General features: G+C 55.7%; 17 protein-coding genes. 12 read left to right on the forward strand and 5 right to left on the reverse strand.

Annotated features, from left to right (window positions below):
• Positions 1-212: 212 nt before the first annotated feature.
• Both SH139x_RS17640 and SH139x_RS17645 read left to right on the forward strand, forming a co-directional pair.
• A complete protein-coding gene (locus SH139x_RS17640) occupies positions 213-4,271 on the forward strand; it encodes a DUF1592 domain-containing protein (RefSeq protein WP_488351092.1) in 4,059 nt (1,352 codons plus the stop codon).
• A gap of 148 nt (positions 4,272-4,419) precedes the next feature.
• The gene (locus SH139x_RS17645; RefSeq protein ID WP_488351093.1) at positions 4,420-5,730 is read left to right on the forward strand and encodes a DUF1552 domain-containing protein; all 1,311 of its coding nucleotides are present in this window, start codon (positions 4,420-4,422) and stop codon (positions 5,728-5,730) included.
• Between the two features lie 335 nt (positions 5,731-6,065).
• Here SH139x_RS17645 and SH139x_RS17650 read toward each other — a convergent pair whose 3' ends face one another.
• Positions 6,066-6,494, reverse strand: a complete 429-nt coding sequence (locus SH139x_RS17650) for an RrF2 family transcriptional regulator (RefSeq protein ID WP_488351094.1) — start codon at positions 6,492-6,494, stop codon at positions 6,066-6,068.
• Between the two features lie 149 nt (positions 6,495-6,643).
• Between SH139x_RS17650 and SH139x_RS17655 the strand changes: the two genes are divergently transcribed.
• Positions 6,644-7,969: a hypothetical protein gene (locus SH139x_RS17655; protein WP_488351095.1), complete on the forward strand. Its 1,326-nt coding sequence runs from the start codon at positions 6,644-6,646 to the stop codon at positions 7,967-7,969.
• Here SH139x_RS17655 and SH139x_RS17660 read toward each other — a convergent pair.
• Entirely contained in the window at positions 7,900-10,473 is a 2,574-nt protein-coding gene (locus SH139x_RS17660) for a PAS domain S-box protein (RefSeq protein ID WP_488351096.1), read from the reverse strand. The genes SH139x_RS17655 and SH139x_RS17660 overlap by 70 nt on opposite strands.
• A gap of 407 nt (positions 10,474-10,880) precedes the next feature.
• Here SH139x_RS17660 and SH139x_RS17665 point away from each other — a divergent pair, with 407 nt between their 5' ends.
• Both SH139x_RS17665 and SH139x_RS17670 read left to right on the forward strand, forming a co-directional pair.
• Positions 10,881-13,238, forward strand: a complete 2,358-nt coding sequence (locus SH139x_RS17665) for a PSD1 and planctomycete cytochrome C domain-containing protein (protein WP_488351097.1) — start codon at positions 10,881-10,883, stop codon at positions 13,236-13,238.
• Positions 13,239-13,249: 11 nt separating this feature from the next.
• Complete coding sequence (locus SH139x_RS17670) at positions 13,250-14,728, forward strand: DUF1501 domain-containing protein (protein ID WP_488351098.1); 1,479 nt, start codon at positions 13,250-13,252, stop codon at positions 14,726-14,728.
• A gap of 31 nt (positions 14,729-14,759) precedes the next feature.
• Here the strand turns inward: SH139x_RS17670 and SH139x_RS17675 are convergent, their stop codons facing one another.
• Positions 14,760-15,521, reverse strand: coding sequence for a hypothetical protein (locus tag SH139x_RS17675; RefSeq protein ID WP_488351099.1), 762 nt, complete (start codon positions 15,519-15,521; stop codon positions 14,760-14,762).
• 304 nt (positions 15,522-15,825) lie between these two features.
• Here SH139x_RS17675 and SH139x_RS17680 point away from each other — a divergent pair, with 304 nt between their 5' ends.
• The 7 genes from SH139x_RS17680 to grxD all read left to right on the forward strand — a co-directional run bounded on the left by SH139x_RS17680 (position 15,826) and on the right by grxD (position 20,952).
• The gene (locus SH139x_RS17680; RefSeq protein WP_488356041.1) at positions 15,826-17,214 is read left to right on the forward strand and encodes a glutamate--cysteine ligase; all 1,389 of its coding nucleotides are present in this window, start codon (positions 15,826-15,828) and stop codon (positions 17,212-17,214) included.
• Entirely contained in the window at positions 17,211-18,164 is a 954-nt protein-coding gene (gene gshB, locus SH139x_RS17685; protein WP_488351100.1) for a glutathione synthase, read from the forward strand. Before SH139x_RS17680 ends, gshB begins: the two co-directional genes overlap by 4 nt.
• A gap of 42 nt (positions 18,165-18,206) precedes the next feature.
• The gene (locus SH139x_RS17690) at positions 18,207-19,130 is read left to right on the forward strand and encodes an ABC transporter ATP-binding protein (protein ID WP_488351101.1); all 924 of its coding nucleotides are present in this window, start codon (positions 18,207-18,209) and stop codon (positions 19,128-19,130) included.
• Between the two features lie 47 nt (positions 19,131-19,177).
• Positions 19,178-20,005, forward strand: a complete 828-nt coding sequence (locus tag SH139x_RS17695; RefSeq protein ID WP_488351102.1) for an ABC transporter permease — start codon at positions 19,178-19,180, stop codon at positions 20,003-20,005.
• Positions 20,006-20,010: 5 nt separating this feature from the next.
• Complete coding sequence (locus SH139x_RS17700) at positions 20,011-20,259, forward strand: glutaredoxin family protein (protein ID WP_488351103.1); 249 nt, start codon at positions 20,011-20,013, stop codon at positions 20,257-20,259.
• Positions 20,256-20,528: a BolA family protein gene (locus tag SH139x_RS17705; protein WP_488351104.1), complete on the forward strand. Its 273-nt coding sequence runs from the start codon at positions 20,256-20,258 to the stop codon at positions 20,526-20,528. The genes SH139x_RS17700 and SH139x_RS17705 overlap by 4 nt, the downstream gene beginning before the upstream one ends.
• 109 nt (positions 20,529-20,637) lie before the next feature.
• Positions 20,638-20,952, forward strand: coding sequence for a Grx4 family monothiol glutaredoxin (grxD, locus tag SH139x_RS17710; protein WP_488351105.1), 315 nt, complete (start codon positions 20,638-20,640; stop codon positions 20,950-20,952).
• A gap of 104 nt (positions 20,953-21,056) precedes the next feature.
• On the opposite strand, the gene SH139x_RS17715 is transcribed toward grxD, so the two are convergent.
• Positions 21,057-22,343, reverse strand: a complete 1,287-nt coding sequence (locus SH139x_RS17715) for an efflux RND transporter periplasmic adaptor subunit (RefSeq protein ID WP_488351106.1) — start codon at positions 22,341-22,343, stop codon at positions 21,057-21,059.
• Between the two features lie 150 nt (positions 22,344-22,493).
• Positions 22,494-23,495: an alpha/beta hydrolase family protein gene (locus SH139x_RS17720; protein WP_488351107.1), complete on the reverse strand. Its 1,002-nt coding sequence runs from the start codon at positions 23,493-23,495 to the stop codon at positions 22,494-22,496.
• Positions 23,496-23,564 lie beyond the last annotated feature (69 nt).

Genomic DNA, 23,564 nt, shown 5'->3' on the forward strand with positions numbered 1-23,564 from the left:
CGTCCCCACAAAACGTCCCTTCCGCCTCATCCCACCTCAACCCTCCCATCATGATCAGGGCGATCTCACTCATGGCCCAGTTCCTTTCGCCAACGACGATTCGCAGGCCCGCGTCAAATTGCGGGCTCAATGCGATAATGCTTTTGACCGCGGTTTTGTGGGGCTTGCTTGACTGCGGCTCCAATTCCCCACTGGCACTTGCACAATCGCCCGTGCCTAGCGAATCGCCCGCGCCGAACGCATCGGCCGCTGCAGCATCTTTCGCGGAACTGGAACAGCAGTATCTGACAATTATCCGTCCATTGCTGCAGAGCTACTGTCTGGATTGCCACAGCAGCGCGTCAGCTGAGGGCGAACTGGACTTAGAAAAATTAGATGGACTGCGGACGTTGCGCGAGCATCCGACCATCTGGAAGCAAGTCACCGCACAGCTAGAGATTGCGGAGATGCCACCAGCCGACTCGCCGCAACCATCACCGACCGAGATTCAACAACTGATCGACTGGAGTGAACGCTTTTTGCGCGCGGAAGCTTACGCTGCCGTGGACGAACCGGGCCCCGTGGTGGTGCGGCGTCTTTCGAACGCCGAGTACACGAATACGCTTCGCGAATTAACAAAGCTCCCCTCGCTGCAACCCACCGTCGGTTTCCCCAGTGATGGCGCGGCGGGTGAAGGGTTCAGCAACGCCGCCGCGGCGCTGGTCATGTCGCCAGCCTTATTAGATAAATACTTGGATGCCGCCAAACAAGTTGCCGAACATGCAGTCTTGCTGCCGCATGGCATTCGCTTTTCTGAATCAACCAGTCGCCGTGATTGGTCTCAAGAGATTCTAAGCCAAATCCGCGACTATTACGCGAGGTACAGCACTTCGGGTCAACAACGCGAACTGTCGCTGCAAGAAGTTCAAGTCGAACTGCAGGATGCGGGCGTGATTCCCCTGGCCGCATATTTCGCGGTGACGGTTCACGAGCGGGAATGTTTACAGCAAGATCCCGCGGTGCTGTCAAGTTTGGCAAAAACTCACAATCTAAATGAACGATATTTGCGATTGCTGTGGCAGCGACTCAACACTCCCTCGGCCTCTCCTTTAATCACGCAGCTGCGGCAGCTTTGGCAACAAGCGAAACCTGGCGAACAACAATCCTTGGTCGAATTTGTGCGTCGGTGGCAAGGCCAGTTGTGGCAATTCGGTGCCGTCGGACACATCGGTAAAGTTGGCGGCCCGCAGGCATGGCAGTCCCCCATCAGTCCGATAGTCACCAGCCAACAAATCGACATCCCCTTTTCCGACGAGCCAGGTAGTCACACCGGTCAAGTCAAACGAGCTGCCATCTCGATTTCGGCAAAGCCGTTTGACAACGAGGACGCCGCACCTTTGCTGGAGCTGACAGACGCTCGCGTCGCGCTTCGTAATCAGCAAATCATCCAGCTGGATCAGGCGGACGCGATCGCCGCCTGGAGCCAGAGCGCGAGCGAGCGGGAACTTGCTCGCACGGTCGATTATCTGCGTGCACTTGAACAAAGCGCCCGGCAACAGCTTCCCATTGCACGTCTTGCCGAGCAGCGTGACTTGCTGCCCGCGTTACTGCAGCGTTGGTCACGTATCAGTGGAATCGGTGGTGCGGTTGATGTCGAACCGACCAACCTGTTTACAAATCGCTTGGAGAATATCGGAGGCTATCCGGCAATCCGCGGTTGGGGCAGTCAGCAGACACCGAGTGTCATCGTCAACACCTCGGATGATCAGCTGCAGTTTTCAACGTTGACCGTGCCCGCTCGCTCCGTTTGTGTCCACCCCTCACCAAACTTTGAGGTTTATACCAGCTGGCGATGCCCGGCCGATTGTCAGATCGAGATCAACGGCTTGGTGGCAGACGCCGACGGCAATTGCGGCAACGGCTTTGAGTGGCGGTTGGAGATCCTCCGCAACAGTGGCGTCTCCGTGGTGGCTACCGGGGATGTCGACAATGGTGGTCAGGCCGAGTTTGCTCCTCAAGATTCGTATCAAATGCTGGGGGGCGAACTCATTCGCTTGGTAATCAATCCAAGGCAAAAAGAGCACGCCTGTGATACCACGTATGTTGAATTGGAGATCAAAGGAGTCGGCTCATCGACGCGTGCATGGCGGTTGTCAACCGCCGCGGTCAAACGCATCGAACATGGCAATCCGATCAGCGACGACTATGGCCATAAGTCGGTTTGGTACTTTGGATCCAGCCCCGTTGACCCACCCAAACCGGTTGCCATCATTGCCGGTTCCCTGCTGGAACGTTGGCGTGATCGCCTGTTGGCGGGTGCCCCCAGCGAAGAATTGCGGACCCTTGCCGAACAGATCACGGAATTGCTGACAAACGAGACGAAGCCGGTCGAGTCCGCCGGTGCGGCCGACCAACAGCTAAAGAATATGCTGCGAGATTGGCTTGGTCCGCTGGAATGGACTCGCATGGCTGCCGAAGAAATATCGGGCACATCAACACAGCCCCGCCTGGCTAAGTCCACCTTGACCAATCAAGGCCAACCGTTCACCATCGAACTCCCCCCGGGTTTGGCAACCGGAGCAAGCTTTCGCGCGACGGCCCGCTTGCTCTCGGAAGATGCTTCAGCATGCCAAATCATTGTCAATCAGCCGGCGAGCGGCCCACTAGTGGCCGGTCCGATCTTGGTTGCCGATAGGAAGCCTGCGCAAGAGAAACTCGAAGCGCAGTTGCAAACCTTTCGAGACCTGTTTCCCGCCGCGCTCTGCTATTCCAAGATCGTTCCGGTCGACGAAGTTGTCACCCTGCGGCTGTATTATCGCGAGGACGAGCATCTCAACCGTCTAATGTTGTCCGAGCAAGAGGCCAGCGAACTTGATCGCCTCTGGGAAGAACTGTGGTTCGTCAGCCGCGAGCCGCTGAAGCTGGTCGACGTTTACGAACAGCTCTGGCAGTATGCGACTCAAGATGCTGACCCCAGCGCTTTCGAACCGCTGCGTCAGCCGATCTTGGCCCGCGCCGAAAAATTTCGCCAACAACTGCTCGATGTCGAACCTCTGCATGTGGAGGCGGTTGTCAATTTTGCCGAGCGAGCTTGGCGAAGACCGTTGACAGTGTCTGAGCAGACAGAACTCGGCTCGCTGTACGAGCGCCTCAAGACTCAGGGGCTCGACCACGAAGCGGCAATTCGCATGCTGATCACGCGGATCCTCGTGGCGGCTGATTTTATCTTCAAATTGGAAATTTCCCCACAGTCAGCCGAGCCCAAGTTGCTGAGCAATTATGAGATCGCCACGCGGCTGAGCTACTTTTTGTGGGCTTCCCAACCCGACGAACCGCTGCGTGCTTTGGCCGATCAAAAGGATAGCGTGCTGGCAGCTGCGGACGATTTAATGGTGGACCAGTTGAAGCGAATGCAACGCGCTCCGGAGATTCGTCAATTGGCGATTGAGTTTGGCTGTCAGTGGTTGGGAGTCAAAGATTTCGATCAATTTGATGAGAAGAATGAAAAGTTGTTTCCAGAATTCAGCCAGTTGCGAACGGCCATGTATGAGGAAACCGTGCGGTTCTGGACCGACTTTTTCCAACATGATCGCTCGGTGCTCTCGCTGCTCGACGCCGATCACACATTTGTGAATCAGGAGTTGGCCGATTTCTATGGTCTGCAGCCACCAGCCGACAACACCTGGGAGCGGGTGGAAGGGCTTCGCGAACTTGGTCGCGGAGGCATCCTGGGGATGGCCACGACGCTGGCGAAACAATCCGGCGCGTCGCGAACCAGTCCCATCTTACGCGGTAATTGGGTTTACGAGTCGCTGTTGGGAAACCATTTGCCCAACCCGCCGGTCGGTGTTCCTCAATTGCCCGAGACCGTGCCCGCCGGTTTGACGTCACGTGAATTGATCGAGCTCCATAGCGAACAACCAGCTTGTGCTCGCTGCCACCAACGCATCGATCCTTATGGATTCGCACTCGAACAATTTGACGCGATCGGCACCGCGCGTGAGCCAGCGGATACGCAGGCGTCATTACCCGACGGCAAACAGATTGAAGGCTTATCCGGTTTGCGAGCTTATTTGCTAACCGTTCAGCGAGAGCAGTTCATGCGGCAGTTTTGCCGCAAACTGTTGGGATATGCATTGGGCCGCCGGGTGCTGCTGACCGACGAACCGTTGCTCGACAAGATGGTCGCTTCGCTGCAGGCTCGTGACCACAAAGTCTCGGCGGCCTTGGAGACGATCGTCTTGAGTCCTCAATTTCGTTTGATTCGCGGCCAGCAAACCGTGGAGCGTTAGCTCACTGTTCCGAGGAACCGGACGCTCGCGCTGCGGCTGATTCCGTGTTGCTCAATAACTTATGGGAAGGTGCTAAACGAGGCATGGACTTTCGGCGTGCCGGTTGCGGCGTTGTTTTTTTGCAATTCAATTTTGGGAGATGTCGGGAATGTCAGTCACTGAGAAACGTTTTTCGCGTCGTGTTATGTTGCGCGGCGCCGGTGTCAGCATGGCACTTCCCTGGATGGAATCGGTGCGTGTGTGGGGCGGCACTGGATCGACGACCGAGACCGACAACCGCCCTCCGGTGCGGACCGCGGTCTTGTTTTCCGGCAATGGGTTTCACTCCACGGAATGGTGGGCTCGCGGCAACGGAGCTTCGCTGGAGTTAGGCCGCGTGTTGCAGCCGCTGCAACATCTGCGGGAAAAGTTAGTGTTCATTCGAGGCCTTTACAACCAAGAGGCTCTCAAAGGAAACATCCACAGCTCGCAAACTGGCAACCTGCTCTCCGGCGCGCCCCTAGCCGCCGGTGGCGAGATCCGCTCAGGGACCAGTTTTGATCAAGTCCTGGCCCAGCGGATTGGACGGGGCACTCGAGTTCCCAGCTTGGTTTTGGGTTGCGAGAAATCAAATCCATCGGTTCACAAAAACTATTCGATGTTATATAGCTCGCACATTTCCTGGAGCTCTCCAACCACTCCGACCCCCTTGGAATTGTATCCTGCCTTGGCCTTTGATCGGCTGTTCAAAGATACGGTCACCAAAGGTGAACAAAGCGTGCTCGATGCGGTGCTGGAGGATGCGTCGCGAGTCCGCGGGACACTCAGTCAGCGTGATTCTCAAAAACTCGACGAATACCTGGATTCGGTTCGCGAAGTCGAGCGTCGGATTGAAAATGCGGGACAACAGGGTGAATTGCAAGGCTGGCGGCCAAGCCTCGCAAAGCCGAATTTGCCGCGTCCCGCTGAGGGCATTCCGCAAGACATTGGCGAACACATGCGGCTGATGTGCGATATCTTGGTGCTGGCATTTCAAACCGACACCACGCGAGTCTGCACCCTCAAACTGAATAACGACCATTCATCGCTGAGGTTTTCCAATCTCGGTATCGATTATATGATTCATCACTTGTTGTCTCATAGCGATACGGAAGATTGGCTGCGAGTAAACCAGTTTTTCGTCGAACAGCTGGCTTACATTGCCGATCGACTCGAGGCGATTCAAGAGGGTGAGGGCACCGCGCTTGATAATTCAACGCTGATGTATTGTTCGTCGATGTTGACCGGTAGCCACGACGCCACCCGACTGCCAGTCGTATTGGTTGGCGGGGCGGGTGGTCAACTGGAGGGTGGCCGCGTGCTCGATTACAGCGACGAATCCGATCGTCAGATGAGTCGTCTGTATCTCTCGCTGATGGCAAAAGCGGGAGTCCAACTCGAGCGCTTTGGTGATGCGGATCGCCCCCTGGCCGAAGTCTGATCAGCACGACTCAGGCAGTGGTCGCCAAAGTTCGCGGAACCTCTGAGAAAAAACTGGAGATCATTCCGGAAGCGACGCATCTTTTTCCACAACCAGGCGCGCTGACCCAAGTCGCCCGGTTAGCCGGCGATTGGTTCAACCCGTTCCTCACAATGGAGTCATGGTTAGTGTTTGAAACCATTCCGACGGTCGCCGGAGGAGCAAAGCGTTGCGGTTAGCGGTTTTGGCGATCGCCACCCTTTTGTTGCGCGCGATGAGTTCGGTTCAATGCGAGAACCGCGGCTAGCGCCATTGCGGCTAACGAGGAACACGCGTGTGAAACTAGCCAAACCGCCTCACGCTTCCTTAGTTTCGCACAGCGGCGTGATGGGGGCTGTGGAATTGATCAAATCACTCATTGTGACGTTGCGAAAAGCCGCCTCGGTGGCCGCATAGGCACGGTCCAGTTCGGCATGCAGGGGACATAGTTCCGTGTGACTCTTCAGCCCCAACGGACATCGCTCAATACGCTGCAACGGGTCGACCGCGTTGACCACATCGAGGAGCGTGATGGCGTCCACCGCCCGCGCTAGTTCATAGCCACCACCCGGTCCGGGGCGTGATTCGACGATGCCGGCTGATACCAAATCTTGCAGCACCCGATGCAAATAGCGACGTGGCGCTTTCGTTTTCGCAGCCATCACGCTGGCCGAAGCCGACTCGGTTGCGTTGCTCGCCAAAAAGGCTACCGCCCGCAACGCGTACTCGGCGGTCTTCGATAACAAGTTAAATCCCCTCAAGAACTTTTCCGCTGCCCGCCGCTAGTCCCAACCCAAGTGAATTTTATTCTATCGCTTGACCAACAGTCGGGCAATACTATACCTTGGGGTATAGTATTAAATGACAGTCGCTGAGGAACAGAGCGGAGGTTGGCATGCGAAGAGATAATCGAAACGGCAAAATATGGCTGCAAAGTTGGGCCAGCCGCTGGTTATTGCTGGTCAGCCTGTGCGGGGGCGGCGCGATCGCCAGCGGTCAAAACGTGGCCTACGAGCGTCCCCCAATTGATTACTTGAATGCTCCAGTTAGTGATCGCGTGGCGGAATTAGCAGCCGCCGTGGAGGCCGGCTCGGTGGTGCTGGAATTTGATCCGGAGCATGGTTATTTACCCAGCGTGCTGGCCGCCTTGGAAGTTCCGCAAAGTTCTCAAACGCTGGTGTTCTCCAAAACCAGTTTACAGCTGCACCGAATTTCTCCTCGGCAACCGCGCGCTTTGTATTTTAACGATGAGGTTTATGTCGGTTGGTGCCAGCGGGGCGATGTGTTGGAACTAGCCGCCACCGATGCTCAGCAAGGTGCAATCTTTTACACGCTGGAGCAAACGGAAACGGGAACTCCAGAATTCCTTCGAGACCGTGGGCAATGCTTGACATGTCACGCCTCAAGTCGCACCCAAGACGTCCCCGGCTATTTGATGCGCAGCGTGTATGCTGACTCGGCAGGGCGTCCCGTGTTGGGCAGTGGCACTTACACCACTGACGACACCAGTCCTCTGGATGAACGTTGGGGCGGGTGGTACGTGACGGGAACTCACGGGTCGATGCGGCATTTGGGAAATCTCACAACTGCTCGCCGCGACCGAAATGTCGATCTGGAGTCGGGCGCCAATCAATTAAGCCTGGGCGAACAGTTTGACGTGGCTAAGTACCTAACACCTCACAGTGACATTGTGGCTTTGATGGTGTTGGGGCATCAAACGCAAATGCATAACGCGATCGCTCATGCAAATTATGAAGCGCGGCAAGCCTGGCATCACAACCGAGAGATGAATCGTCTGCTCGAGCGGGAACCAGGCAGCATTAGCGAATCGACCGAGCGGCGTTTGACGGCGGCGGCCACCAGGGTCGTCCGGCAGCTATTAATGTGCGACGAGTATGCTTTAACATCAGCCGTAGTGGGAACGAGCCAGTTTGCTGAGGAATTCCAACAACGGGGCCAGCGAGATCGCCATGGTCGCTCCCTGCGTGACCTGGATCTCAAGACGCGTCTGTTTCGTTATCCCTGCAGTTTCTTGATCGGTTCCGCGGCCTTTAAAGGTTTACCCGAGCAAGTCAAGCAGCGTGTGATCGAGCGGTTGGCTGCGATCTTAACGGGTCAAGATCAATCAGCCGAGTACGAGCACTTAACGCCTCAAGACAGGGGACAGTTGTTAGAGATTTTGGGAGAGTTGCATCCCGACTTGGGGTTGCCAACAGCCTGATTGGAAACGCCTCCGCGGAGACCTAGCCAATGCGCACAGGTGGCCAACAGCTCGGGGATACGAATTGGCTTAGTTGCATAATCATCGCAGCCGGCGGCCAGGCAGCGTTGGCGATCTTCCGCCATGGCGTGAGCGGTGAGGGCGATGATCGGAATTTCGATCCCCTGTTCCCGCAGCTGGCGAGTCAGCGTCAAGCCATCCATAACGGGCATCTGCAGATCGGTGAGAATGAGCTGGAAGGCCCGATCGCTGAGGACTGCTTGCTCAAACGCCTGCAGTGCCAGTTGACCATTGTCTGCGACGCTGACGTCAGCCCCTGCTTTGCCGAGGATCGCCCGCAGCAAGCGTTGGTTATCAATACCATCCTCGACGAGTAAAATCCGGCCGTGCAGCTGTGGGTATTTGGCAAGCAGTTTGGGAGGTTTCGCGAGCGCCTGGGGGCTGGCCGTATCGAGCGAGTGGATCCAGCCATCCTGCGGTGCGATCGACTCGATCACCAATGACAAGCGAAAGCTGCTGCCGACTCCCGGCTGGCTTGACAGCAATCGCACATCACCACGCATCAAGCGAGCGAGTCGTCGTGAAATCACCAGGCCCAACCCCGACCCCCCGTACCTGCGAGTAATACTGCTGTCTCCTTGCTCGAAAGGCTGGAACAATTTGGCGGCTTGCTCAGACGACATTCCGGCCCCGGTATCGTGCACATCAAGCTGCAGTTCACAACTATCCTCATTGCGACCCAAGGTGGAAGTAAAAATTACGACACGAACGTAAACCGTGACGGCTCCCTGGTCAGTGAACTTAGTCGCGTTGCCAATTAGGTTGATCAGCACTTGACGAAAACGGGTCGGGTCGGTCCGCAAGACGTTTGGAATGGGAGTTTCCAGCACGAACTTTAGCGCGATTCCTTTTTCCGCCGCGCGGGCTTGCATCAAAACGAGAACATCGCGCAACAGTTCATCTAAGCGGATTTGAACTGAATCGACTTGCAACTGACCCGACTCAATTTTTGACAAATCCAAAACATCATTAATGATATTCAGCAAATGGTCGCCAGCGCGGCGAATCGTTTGAATGGTATCGCTACCTTTGTTACGTTCTTCAGCGAGCAATGATTCTTGCTCAAGGAGGTCAGTGAAACCTAGGATTGCGGTCAACGGGGTGCGAATTTCATGGCTCATGTTTGCCAGAAACTCGCTCTTCGCTTGGTTCGCCGCATCGGCTCGATCACGCAATTCGGCCAGTTGAAACTCCCGCGCTTTTTGCTCGCTAACATCCAACTGAATACCGACCATCCGCATCGGCTTGCCCTCGTTATCGCGTTGGACAACACGTCCGTTCGCCTGCAACCAGACCCAATAACCTCGGCAGTGCCTCAAGCGAAAGGTGGCCTGGTAGTAATCCGCATCCCCGTTGAGCACCGGATTAAGTTTTTCCATCACCCCATCCACATCGTCGGGATGCATTCGCCCGAGCCAAGTATCGGTGGTATCTCCCAGCTGTTCTAGCGACTCACCCACTTGCGCGGCCCAGCTGGCATCGAGTCGCACTTTACCGGCCATGGGCTGCCAATCCCAGCAGCTGAGTTTACCTGCCACAAGCGCCAATTCGAGCCGTTCGCGATGCATTTCGGCTTCGCGGCGGGCCGCTAGCGTTGCTTGATTTGCCGAAATGCGTTCACTGACATCACGCAAGAAGGCAGTAATGCGTTTGCCCGAAGCTGTGCAGACAACCGACATGATCACTTCGACCGGCACCTCCTCGCGCGAGCGATTCAAAACCACCGTCTGGTAAACATTCTCCATCAGCGGGCCGACGTGCCCCCGATTAATTCGCCGTAATTCGCGCTGCCATTTCGCTTGTTCCGCCGGCAGCAGCAGCAAGCGGTCGACTTGTCTGCCCAGCACCTCGCGTCGCTTCCATCCTAAAATGCGCTCCGCGGAGCGATTCCACTCTAGCACCCGTCCCCGCTGATTGACGGAAACGACCGCGTCGAGTGAATTTTCTAACGTTAATCGAATCGCCTGCTCGCTCTGTTGCAAACGATCTTGTATCTGCCGCAGCGCGGTCACCTCAGTAAACGAGCACACCACATGCGTCGCCGCACCGGCCCGTTCGCAAAACAGCTCCGAGTTAATCTTCAACCACGCCACCGACCCATCCGGACGATCGACTCGCATCAAAAACCCTCGGACCGGTTTTCCCGTTCGAAGCGTCACCATCGCCGGATGTTCCTCGCCCGGAATTGGCTCGCCCCATTGGTTGGCCGCTCGCCATCGCGGATCCAACGAACTTCGCCCCAGCAATTGATCCCGCGTGAGGCCGAGAATCGCTTCGGCCGCCGCATTGCTGGAGATGATTTGACCGTGCTGATCTTGCACGACCAACCCTTCAGCCATTACCGAGAACACTTTGCTGAAAAAGTCTTCGCTGAGATTGTGCAATTGATGAAGCGGTTCTTGACCCGCCGAAGACTCCATCTCGGCAGACTTCTCAAATTCCATGGCTAAACCTTCGGGGCAGTCGGCGATGGTTACCAAAATGTCGGGCGAATGCGGTAAACCGTAACCTAACGCCAGTCATCGGAACTGGGGGGATGAGCGAACAGCCTTAGCTAAACTTTTCGCTCTACACCAGCTGTGAGGACTGGAGAGTATACCCTGTCTGTCGTCGCCGCTCAGCACGGAGACAAAACACTTTCCCACCACCACCAAAGGAAGGACACACTGGCCGTCCTTTCATCCTTGAACCCGCTTGCTCCAGGGGGTAGGCTTGTACAACTGAAACGAAACTCAAAGACCCGACACCGGTTTGCTTCGGGCCGGCTGACAATTCTCCGTTCGGTTCGGTGATGACTTCTTGCAAACCGCGGGCTTGTTGCTCGGCTGCCTCCGTCCCCCACAAATCAGCCATGTACAAAGACCTTTCCCGCCTGCTCTTCGTGATCGCTATTGGCTGGAGTTTCTCTCTCTCAGTCAACGCCTCCGACGCAATCGACTTTAACCGCGACATCCGACCGATCCTCGCCGAGAACTGTTACTTTTGCCACGGCAACGACGCCCAACATCGCATGGCCGATTTGCGACTTGACGTGCGTGAAGATGCGATCGCTGGCGGTGCGATTGTCCCCGGCGAAGCGGACGCCAGCCTGCTGATTGAACGTATTCTAAGCGATGATCCCGACCTGCAAATGCCACCCTCAGAAACGCAAAAACAAGTCACGCCGCAACAGCGGGAACTGTTGGTCCGCTGGATTAACGAAGACGCGCCTTACGCCGCGCACTGGGCGTTCGTTCCGCCCTCGCGATCCGCAGTCCCGGCGGCCAGCGACAGCGAAGTAATCGACGAACTGATCGCGGCCAAGCTTGACAAATTCGACCTTGAGTTATCGCCACCTGCCAGCTTGGAAACTCTGATCCGCCGAGTTTCCCTCGACTTGATCGGCTTGCCACCCACACCCGCGGAGATCGACACTTTCTTGGCGGCCGCTGCGGTCAACGAACCACTCGCTTATGCCCAATTGGTCGACCGCTTACTCGCCAGCCCCCATTACGGCGAACGCTGGGGACGATGGTGGCTCGACCAAGCCCGCTACGCGGACAGCAATGGCTACTCGATCGACGCCCCGCGACAAATCTGGAAGTATCGCGACTGGGTGATCCAGGCATTTAATGAAGACTTGCCCTTTGATCAATTCACGATTCAACAGTTGGCTGGCGATCTTTTGCCGGAGTCGACGATCCATCAACAAATCGCCACCGGCTTTCATCGCAATACGCAACTGAATCAGGAAGGTGGCATCGATCGGGAACAGTTTCGCATCGACAGCGTGTTCGATCGCGTCGCCACCACAGGCACCGTGTGGTTGGGTCTCTCGATCGGCTGCGCCCAATGTCATGATCATAAATTTGATCCGATTGAGCAGCGCGAGTTTTATCGCTTCTTTGCTTTTCTCAACAATCAAGACGAGCCGACGATAAAGGTTTATCCAGATGATCTGGACGTCCCCCAGTTACGAGCGGAAGCGAAGGAACTCCAAGCGAAACTCGACGCGCATGTCAGCGAACAGGCTGCAGCGCTCGCCAACTGGGAACAACAACTGACCGATGAAAAAATCGAGCAGTTGCCGAAGTCGGCCAAGCAAACATTGAAAGTCCCCGCTGACAAACGCAACGCAGCGCAGCGGCAAATCCTCTATGCCTGCGAACTAGGGGTCTCGGGGCCCTTTCAAGCATGGACAGCACGAGTCGCCGCCATTGATAAGGTGCTAAACAACGTACCCACCACGCTGGTGCTGAAGGAAAGATCACAAGCTCGTAAGACGACCGTCTTCATCAATGGTGATTTCACCCGCCCGGCGGAGGAAGTCACGCCCGGTACGCTGGCTGTCTTGCATCCGCTCGAGTCCGGGGTAGAGCATGAGTCTGGGGCAGAGCATGAGTCTGGGGAAGCGCGACCGAATCGGCTCAACTTAGCTCGCTGGATTATGGATCGTCGCAACCCGCTGACTTCGCGGGTGATCATCAATCGTGTGTGGCAACAATACTTTGGGCGTGGGATCGTGGAGACGGAGAACGATTTTGGTTTGCAAGGGGCGGCCCCATCGCACCCTGAGTTGCTTGATTGGTTGGCGCTGGAGTTTATGGATCGGGGCTGGAGTCTCAAAGAGATGCATCGTCTGATCGTTGGGTCAAAGACTTATCGGCAAAGTTCGATCTACCGTCCGGAACTGCAAGCAGCCGATCCTAATAACTATTTGCTCGCTCGCCAAAGCCGCTTGCGACTTGATGCGGAGATTATTCGTGACGTGGCGTTGGTGGCCAGCGGATTGTTGACACCGAAGCTGGGAGGACCATCCGTTTTCCCGCCGTTGCCAGAGGGAGTGATGGGGCAGGGGCAAGTCAAACGAGCTTGGCAGGAAAGTCCCGGCGAGGACAAATTTCGCCGCGGCCTTTATACATTCGTGTATCGCGGCTCGCCACACCCAACGCTCAGTGTCTTTGACGCCTCCGAAGGGCTCAGCACTTGCACCCGTCGCCTCCGCAGCAACACACCGTTGCAATCGTTAACTTTGTTGAACGACCGCGGCTTTTTTGAGTTTGCCCAAGCTCTGGCGGCAGTGATTGAAGACTCAGGCTTGCCGCACGCGTTTCGCCGTTGCACGTCGCGTGATCCGGAGCCTGCGGAACTGGAGATTCTCTCCCGACTCGACACGCTCAACGCGGCTCGCTTGCTGCTGAATCTCGACGAAACGATTACTCGCGAATGATTGGCCCACGCATGAATACAAAGCAACACGACACCGCCCTGCAAGCCGCCACGCGCCGTCACTTCTTCAGCCGCTGCTCGGTTGGTCTTGGCTCCGTGGCGCTCGGTTCGTTGCTGGGGACCGCCGCGCAGCCTGCCGCAGCAGCGGACGCTGAGGGGGAAACGCAAACCAGACGCGGACCGCTGCAGCCGAAGCCCACCCATTTTCCCGCCAAGGCCAAGAATGTCATCTTTTTGTTCATGGCGGGTGGTCCTTCGCAACTCGACATGTTTGAGTACAAGCCCCGTTTGACTGAGTTGAATGGTCAACCGATTCCAGCCAGTTATACCGACGGCAAGCGTTTCGCTTTTATGGACAGCAGCCATCGCAGCGATCTGCTTGGCTCGCGGCGCAGCTTTGCCCAGTATGGTGAAACGGGCACCTGGGTCAGCGATCTATTGCCATACACGGCCGAGATTGTTGACCAGTTGACGTTTGTGAATACCTGCAAGACCGATCTATTCAATCACGCCCCGGCCAAACTCTTTATGAACGCCGGCAGCGGCCTGTTCGGGCGCCCCAGCATGGGTGCGTGGGTAACTTATGGGCTGGGCAGCGAATATGAAAACTTACCGGGGTTTGTGGTTTTGCAAAGTGGACCACGAGGCCCCCGCGGCGGGGCCACGCTGTGGAGCAGTGGCGTGTTGCCGACCACCTATCAAGGCGTGCCGCTGAGAAATCAAGGCGACCCAATCGTTAACCTCTCGACTCCTGAAGCCATCACCGACCAGCAGCAACGCGAGCTGGTGAGTTCCCTGCGAGAGATGAACCTGAAGCGTTTGGTCGAAACGGGCGACGCGGAAATCTCCACCCGCATCAACGCTTATGAGATGGCGTTCCAAATGCAGACCAGTGCGCCCGAGCTGATGGACACTAGTGACGAAACTCAAGAGACATTTGAGCTGTACGGCATTAAAGATCCTAACGAAAGAAGCTACGCCCGCAATTGTCTATTGGCCAGGCGACTGGTCGAACGGGGTGTGCGCTTCGTGCAACTGTACGACACCAACTGGGATCATCACGGTGGCCCCACGGAGAACTTGGAAAAACATTTGCCGGAAAAATGCCGCGACATCGACCAAGCCTCTTCGGCACTGGTCCGCGATTTGGCCCAACGCGGTTTACTGGAAGACACGATTGTCATTTGGGGTGGTGAGTTTGGCCGCACGCCGATGGGAGAAGTCCGTGAATCGACCGGCCGCAACCATCATATCGATGCCTTCACGATGTGGTTTGCCGGCGGTGGTTTCAAACCCGGCATGCGATACGGAGTGACTGATGAATTTGGTTTTGGTGCAGTCGAGAACCCGGCTCACGTTCACGATATCCACGCCACGCTGCTGCACTTGCTGGGACTCGACCATCAACGCCTGAGCGTCCGCTCTCAAGGACTCGATTTCCGCCTCACAGGTGTCGACGGAGCCAACGTGCTCAGAGACTTGATTGCTTGAGCCATGAGAGTCGGCTGTGAGCGCCCGACCCTCAATTGCTGTCAGCGATGTCGCGCAAACTCGTCAGACGGATGCGGCCAAACGGATTATGCATGGGGTGCTCAGGCGGCTGCGGATCGTCCACTCGCGAAACCAGAAAGCGAGCCGCATGCTCGTCGCCGGCCAGATCTCCCGTCTTGAGTAACTCGTCCGCTTCGCAGACATACTGCATCATCTCGATTATTTCGAAACCAGCGGCGCCCACCTGATCCGACGACATTTCCACGTCGGGGCAGCCCAAAATTTGCATGCCTACGGTGCGGGAGACCGCGCCGCGACAAACGCCCACGTAGGCGAAGGTGAGTGCGTCGGCGTTGAGTTTCGCGGCATCGATTTGCTCCATCACTTCCCGCCATCCTTGACGCCCAAAAGCCACGCCGCTGTTGTCCAAAAAGACACCGGTCCCGCCAGCATCGAGCCAATGCTCAATGGCCCGCATGAACAAGTACGCCGACTTGCGGGAGCCGCATTGCCCGGTCAAGCAAACCTGAACGCGATAGTTTTCAATTGCTCGCTTTTCTTCCTCGGTCGGCTCGCGGCGACAAGACATGGCGAAAACTTTGGCGAATTCGTCATCCGCGTCGCGGAGGCTCAATTGGCATTCCATGCCCTCTTCGCTGATGAATCGATGCGGCAATAGCTGGCAACGATCGCTCATTTTTTCGACCATTTCCTCAGCCCCATCCCAATTGGCGGGGATGCGAACGGTAACAAATACATCGACCTCGGCAACTTCTGATCGGGATTCGGGCATGATTAGACTCGTGTGGGAGGAAACAGCGGAGCATTTGGTTATTGCCTAAGAATGTAACAAACCTCCGCAGGCACCGACGAGCAGTTTTGGCTGAGCGGCCTCCCGAGCCCCCAGATTTTGCATATCTCTCGCAAAAACTGCCCCTTTCGCACGCACGTCATCTACTGGAACTCGGGGGTCCTTGCAGGCTCGGCTGTCGAACTTCAAAATTCACTGCCGTGAAATGAAAATCCCTGACAGCTCGCCAGCGCCAGCAATGGGCGCATTGACCATGCAACCCTCAAACGTTACTGTGCAGCCAATCATGACGCCAGGCTTGCACGATGGAGACGGAGAAATTAATCGGGTTGAAAACAGGGAGCAGCTTGTTGAGTATTTGCAAGCAGGTTGTAAGGCTCCCGAGTTGTTTGCCTTGGGTACCGAACAAGAGCAATTCGTCTATCGCGAGAGCGATTTTCACCCCGCAGCCTACGAGGATTCAACTCCCTGTATCAGAACACTCTTAGAGGGTCTGTCGCGTTTCGGTTGGCAACCCATCGAAGAGCGTGGTCTACCAGTCGAGCTGCGGCGGGATGGCTGCGCCATCACCCTGGAACCTGGCGGCCAGTTCGAGCTCTCCGGTGCGCCTCTTCGTAACGCGCATCAGACGTTTCGGGAAACCCAAGCATATCATCAGGAGCTAAAGATACTGGGGGACGAGCTTGGCCTGCGCTTCCTGGCACTGGGGCATCAACCCAAACATCCGCGACGCGATTTGCCGTGGATGCCAAAAGAGCGTTACCGAATCATGCAAGCCTACATGCCCCAGGTAGGTTCGCTCGGTCTCGATATGATGCAGAGCACTTGTGCGCTGCAGGTTACCATGGACTTTTCGGACGAAGCGGACATGGTCAAAAAATTTCGGGTTGCCCTGGCTCTACAACCGCTCGTGACCGCCCTGTTTGCGAATTCACCGTTCGCGGAGGGGAAATTCTGCGGCTACCTCAGCTATCGCAGCTACATTTGGCGTGATACCGACTCCCAGCGTTGCGGCTCCCTGCCATTTGTCTTCGAGGCGGGGATGGGTTTCGAGCGTTACACCGATTACATGCTCGATGTGCCCATGTATTTCGTTTACCGTGACGGTAAATATATCGATGCTAGCGGGTTATCTTTTCGCGATTTCCTCGCCGGCAAGCTGGCTGTTCTTCCCGGTCAACTACCTTTGCTCAGCGATTGGGAAAAACATCTGACAACGGTCTTCCCGCAGGTGCGACTGAAGCAATTTCTCGAAATGCGCGGCGCTGATGCTGGTCCTGTGTCCCGGGTTGCCGCCTTACCAGCGTTGTGGGCAGGCGTGCTGTACGACGACCAGTCGCTCGACGCGGCTTGGGAGCGTGTTGCGCAGTGGACACCCGACGAACGCAACCATTTGGAACGAGGAGTCGCGGAACGTGGATTCCAGTTGGAGTTCCGGGATGGCACCTTGCAAGAGCTTGTGCTGTGGATGCTAGACCTGGCCCGCGAAGGCTTGCAGCGACGCGGCTATCAGAATGAGCGCGGACAAGACGAAAGCTGCTATCTTGCTCCGCTTCAAGAGGCCGCTCAGACGGGCCAAACTTTCTCCGAGGTTCTTATGCGGCGTTTTCAAGATCAATGGATGGGAGACATGAATATTGCTCTACCGGCGATGTGCGAGGAGACGTTTGAATGAGCAACCGCAAACTGGCAATCATCATGGACCCCATCGAGTCAATCAAGCCGCATAAGGACAGTTCCTTGGCGATGCTTTTGGAGGCACAAAGTCGGGGATGGGAAATTCATTATGGGCAGCTACCCGATATTTGGCTTCGTGATGGGGTGGCCTACGGTCGCCTGACCGCGTTGCGAGTCGCAAACGACCCCGCGGAGTGGTTTATTCGCGGCGAGGTGGCGGTCAAGCCGTTGGGCGAAATGGATGTCATCTTGATGCGCAAAGATCCTCCCTTTAACACGCAGTACGTCTTCGCAACCTATGTGCTGCAGCGAGCCGAAGATCAGGGCGCGCTGGTGGTCAATGGACCACAGGGACTGCGCGACGCCAACGAAAAAGTCTTTTTGGCTTGGTTTCCAGAGTGTGTGCCGCCAACGCTGATCAGTCGTTCGCTGCGTGAGATGCGTGACTTTATCAGCGAGCACCACAAGGTGGTCGTCAAACCACTGGACCTGATGGGTGGCCGATCGGTATTCGTCACTGATGTCGCGGATGGCAATCGAAACGTGATTCTGGAAACGGTCAGCCAGGGTGGCGAGCAATTTGTGATGCTGCAAAAGTATATTGCCGACATCGTCGTCTCGGGTGACAAACGCATCATTCTCATCGATGGGCAACCAATCCCCATGGCCTTGGCCCGCGTCCCTTCCCCCGGCGACCACCGTGGGAACATGGACGCCGGGGCCACGACCGAGGTTCGTCCGCTGACAGAACGCGAGCATTGGATATGCGAGCAGATTGGCCCGACGCTGCGCGACAAAGGTTTGATGTTCACTGGAATCGACGTCATTGGCGACTACATGACCGAACTGAATGTTACCAGTCCCACAGGTATCCGCGAGTTGGAACGTGCTGGCGATATTCAGATTACCAAACAATTGTTCGATGCCATTTCATCCAAGTTGAAATGAGCGTGGAGACCACCCGCGAGTTTGATTGGTTACGATCCTGACATGACCGCTAGAGCACTCGAAATTAATAACCTCAGCAAGACCTATCGCGATGGGACTGTCGCCTTGCGCGGGATTGACCTAGTGGTGGAAAAGGGCGAGTTTTTTGGTTTGCTGGGCCCCAACGGTGCGGGTAAATCGACAACGATTGGCATTGTTACCTCCTTGGTAAATAAGACGGGCGGTACCATCAAGTGCTTTGGTATCGACCTCGACCGAGAGCCCGCACGGGCTAAACGCCAAATTGGCTTGGTTCCGCAAGAGTTCAACTTCAATCAGTTTGAGCCGCCCGAACAAATCGTCAGGCAACAAGCCGGTTACTACGGCATGCCACGGTCGGTCGCTCGTCGACAGACAGAAAAGTATCTTCGCAAAATGGGACTTTGGGAAAAGCGAGCCACCAGCGCCCGCCTGCTTTCCGGCGGGATGAAGCGGCGTCTGATGATTGCCCGCGCGCTTGTCCACGAGCCTAAGCTGCTGATTCTGGATGAGCCCACCGCGGGTGTCGACATTGACCTGCGCCGCTCAACCTGGTCGCTGTTACAGGATATCAACCAGCAAGGGACGACCGTCATTTTGACAACGCACTATCTGGAAGAAGCGGAAATGCTGTGTCGTCGGATCGCGATCATCAACCGCGGGCAAATTATTGAGGACATGGATACGAAGTCGTTGATGTTAAAGCTGAATATCGAGACCTTTGTGCTGGACCTGGAATCGGCCGCACCAGACAGTTTATTCCTCGATGGTTTTGTACACCGTCTAACGGACTCGACAACTTTGGAGATTGACGTACCGAAGGAGTTGTCACTTAATACGGTCTTCGAGATGTTATCCAGGCAAGGAATCAACGTGGTCTCGATGCGCAACAAAACCAATCGCTTGGAAGAGTTATTCGTCGAAATGGTGGAAGCCGCCGATAAATAAACCGGGATCGATTGCTCCCGAACTTACCCCGCACGCACCATTGAATCATGGCTCTTAATACCCTCGCTGACACACCAGGCTTCGGCCTACGTTCGAATCTGATTGGATTTCAAACAATCGTGATTAAAGAAGTCACGCGATTGCTGCGGATCTGGCCGCAAACCATCGTGCCCCCCGTGATCACAACCACGCTGTACTTCATTATCTTCGGTAAGGTCATTGGGGTCCGCGTGGGCGAAATGGGGGGCGTGCCTTATATGCAGTTTATCGTGCCGGGTTTGGTGATGATGAGTGTCATCAATAGCTCGTACCAGAATGTCGTCTCATCCTTTTTTTCGTCGAAGTTTCAGCGCAATGTCGAGGAGCTATTGATCTCTCCGATGCACAACGCCTTCGTGCTGCTGGGCTACATGGCGGGCGGCATCGCTCGCGCGATGGTAATTGGCGCGATCGTGTTGCTAGTAAGTTTATTTTTCGTGGACTCGCTGTCCCTGTACAGTATTCCCATCACGTTCACGGTCGCGCTGTTGACGGCCACCCTGTTTTCCATCGCTGGGTTCATCAACGCGTTGCTGGCGCGCAAGTTTGACGACGTCGCGATTATTCCCACATTCGTGCTGACCCCACTCACATATCTTGGGGGAGTCTTTTACTCAATCAGCCTGCTGCCACCCCCTTGGGAAACCATTTCACGACTCAACCCAATCGTTTACATGGTCAGCGCTTTTCGATTCGGTATCCTGAGAGATCGACTGGATCCCGCAATGATCGACATCGATCTCGGATTCGCAATCGGCGTGATCTTAATCTTCATCGTTAGTTTATTTTCAATAGGGCTTTGGATGCTTAACCGAGGCGTCGGCTTAAGAAGCTAGTAATCATGAGTGGTAATATGCCCGATTTGGTACTGTATTATTTTCCATCGTGTCCCTACTGCCGCGTGGTCTTGAATTGTTTGGATCGGCTGAACCTCGAGATTCAGATGCGAGACATTCGGACCGAGCCCGGTGCGAAGGAGGATCTGCTGGAAATCGGCGGCAAGAGTCAGGTGCCGTGCCTGGTGATTGACGGCAAGCCACTCTATGAATCAGATGACATTATCCGTTGGCTACAGGAAAACGCATCATGAGTGACTTGAAACGAGAAATTGAAGAGCGGATCTTGGCCGCTTTACCGAATGCCCACGTGATCGTGCGTGACCCGTTGAATGATAACGCGCACTTTGAGGCGACAGTGGTTAGCGAGGTTTTTGTGAACCTGCCGCTGGCCCAACAGCACCGACGGGTGATGCAATCGCTGAAGGATTTATTTGCTGGCGACGTGCACGCGCTTTCGCTAAAAACATATACTCCCGACAAATGGGCCAACTCCCAAGACGAGCTTACGGACACCACCTGAGAATCTATCCGAAATCCCGAGAGAACCGCGGCTGACGTCAAAATGGCTAAATGGTTTTCGAATAGGTTCTTGTTTTCTTAACCATCATTCTTTGTGCAGAGATTTCGCCATGACGATTGCCGAACGTATTCAGCAAGACATCGACTCCAACCGCATCATGCTGTACATGAAGGGATCTCCCGAGATGCCCATGTGTCGGTTTTCAAAGACGGTCGCCGACATTCTCAAGCAGCTTAATGTTTCCTTTGCCAGCGCTGACGTCCTGCAGGATATGGAGCTTCGCGAAGGCATCAAGCAATTTTCGGATTGGCCAACCATTCCGCAACTGTACATTGATGGACAGTTTATTGGGGGCTGCGATATTGTTGCAGAGATGTTTCAGACTGGTGAGTTGCAGCCTTTGTTGGAGAGTCGCGACGCGTAACGTCAACTCGTGCCCTTTCACGCCTTTGCACTCTTGAATCGTTTGCACTCACTTTCCCGCCAGGCAGGACGCCACGCGGGGAGGGGCGAAAGGTCGCTGCCTTTTTAGGTTTTCGGTTTGATTCCAATCACTAAGGCTTGACCGACGGCTAAGTCACCGGCGAGCACTTCGGTATAGCGATAATCGCTGATCCCCGTCTTTACTTCGATCGCTCTGAGTAAACCGTTTTCTTCGTACCAAACATGCCGCGTGGCCGCTTCGGTTACTTGCGCGGCTAGCCGGCCCGCTGGCATCTGCACCGCCGCATTTTGCTGCACATCTGCGCCGGACAAGTTCTCGGCATCTGCTCCCAAACCGTCTCCATCGAGGACACGTTGGTCGTCGGGATGCACCAACTCTCGGTCTGGGTAAAACCGAAGCGCCGAATTAGGCACCCTCAGCACCAGTTCGCGAGAGTCTACCTCGAATGATAGATTTGCGGTCATGCCGGGCATCAGCTTTAGTTGCTCGTTGCTTGCCGAGACGATTACCGGATAGGTCACCACGTTTTGCACCACGGTGCTGCTCTGACGCACTTGCCAAATTTTCCCCGTAAACAACTCGTCAGGATAAGCATCGACTGTGAACTCGACCAATTTTCCCGCCTCCAGGGCGGCCCGAATCAAGCCAATGTCGGCTTCATCGACCGAGGCGAAGACATGCATTTCTTTTTGCATATCGGGAGCGATAATAAATAATTCAGGAGTTTGAAATTGAGCCGCCAAGGTTTGACCGGGATCAATTTTGCGATCAATGACAGTCCCTTTGACGGGAGCTCGAATAGAACAGTACTCCAAATTCGCTTGTGAAGTCTGCAAATTGGCAATCGCTTCAGCCACAGCCGCTTCTGAAATTCTCAGTTGGGCTTCCAGTGACTTGCGGTTAAAATGCAAACGGTCGAATTCGGATTCGGAGAGATAGCTCTGGCTTTGCTTTAACAACTTGCTGGCTCGGCTTTCCTCGTTGGTCGCCAGTTGCAAGTCGGCTGTGATTCTTTCGACTTCCGCCTCACGGGTTGCCAGGTTCGCTTGATCTCGCGCCACGCTCGCTTCGTAAAGCCGCGGATCAATTTTCGCTAGCACCTCCCCCGCATCGACTTGCTGGTTGAATTCCACAAACAATTCAGCGATCGGTCCGGAAACAAAAGAACCGACGGTGACTTGGGAAACGGGTTTCACCGTACCAGTGGAATTCACCACGGCGATAATCTCGCCTTCGCTGACGCTGACGGTGCGGAACAGCGGCCGATTACGCTCTTGCCAGTACTTCGCAGCCGGCTCAATCGCGAAAAAGATAGCGACGCAGAGGCCGACGATGACAACCAACAACAGACTGCGACGCACGTATCTCATGGAATCTAGCTTCTCAACAGGTGCTTGCCAAACACGCACTCAAAACGTTTTGGACTTGGTGAGTACGCGTTCTACAGCGTTCTGACGGTACTTGGTTATTGTACCTGCCAAAGTGGCGTTTGGTTTCACCAGATACCGAGTGCCAGCGTTTTATTCGACGACCGCACCAGCAGGCACCGCAATCAGGATATCGCACATTTGTTTCGCGATCGCTGGGACATAGACCACCCCGCTGTAGTGGTTTGCAAGCAGTTCCACATAGTGGGACGGTTCCAGTTTTGCCGCTTTCGCGAGCGCGTGGGAACAGGAGGGGGGAACCACACGATCGAAGCGGGCGGAGAACATCCAGGTGCGATCTGGACGCAACCGATGGGCCAACCGCAGCGGTTCGATGTGGCTGGCGATCTCAGTGATACCCGCCGCATCAAAACCAGCGGCAATTAGATCGTCGCGAACACGTGCCGCATCACGCTCCCCCTTTAAAATGACTTGCTGCAGATCACCGCCGGCCAAGGTGACGAAAACGCAATCGTAAGCATTGTCCAGTCCGGCCGTGGTCGCAACCACAAAACCTCCCAAGCTCGTGCCCTGCAGTGCGATTCTCTTGGCATCAACGAGCGGCAGTGCGGCGACCGCGTCTTTGGCCCGCCGCACATCAGCGATCCCCTGCTTGAGTGTTGCCAAAATCTGCTCCCCGCGTGGTCGTTCGCCAGTACCGCGGCGAAGCCCATACGATGGCAGTTGCAGCATAAAAGTATGGACCCCGTGGGCGCGCATCGAACGAGCAATCAGTCGACCTGCGGTCATGCCGCTCCCCGACTCGTGAACCACAACGACGGCCGGCGCGACTCGTGGTTGCCGCTGATCATCCAACGCCTGATACCACTCCATGGCGACTAAATCATTTTGCTGATTCCCGCTCGGGCGCGGAGAGGGATAACGCACGCACCATTCACCCCGGCCGACCTCAGCTGACTCCAATCGCACCACAAACGAAGCTGGCTCCCAAATCAACCCTTGCAAACAGGCATGGGCATCGGCGTCAGTTTCTTCACCAACGCGCAGCGTATCGGCGGCTGGATATTCTGCTCCGACACGCAGCTCATCGCTGGGCAATATCAACGCGGCCAAGATAACCCACAAGTAAAGCATCTTAAACACCTCGGTTTCTAAGCTGACGGTAACCAGTGCTGCATTTACGATTTTGCCGGTCCCTGTTAG

The sequence above is a fragment of the Kothea flammea genome (genome assembly GCF_052161645.1).
Taxonomy (GTDB): domain Bacteria; phylum Planctomycetota; class Planctomycetia; order Pirellulales; family Pirellulaceae; genus Laterigemmans.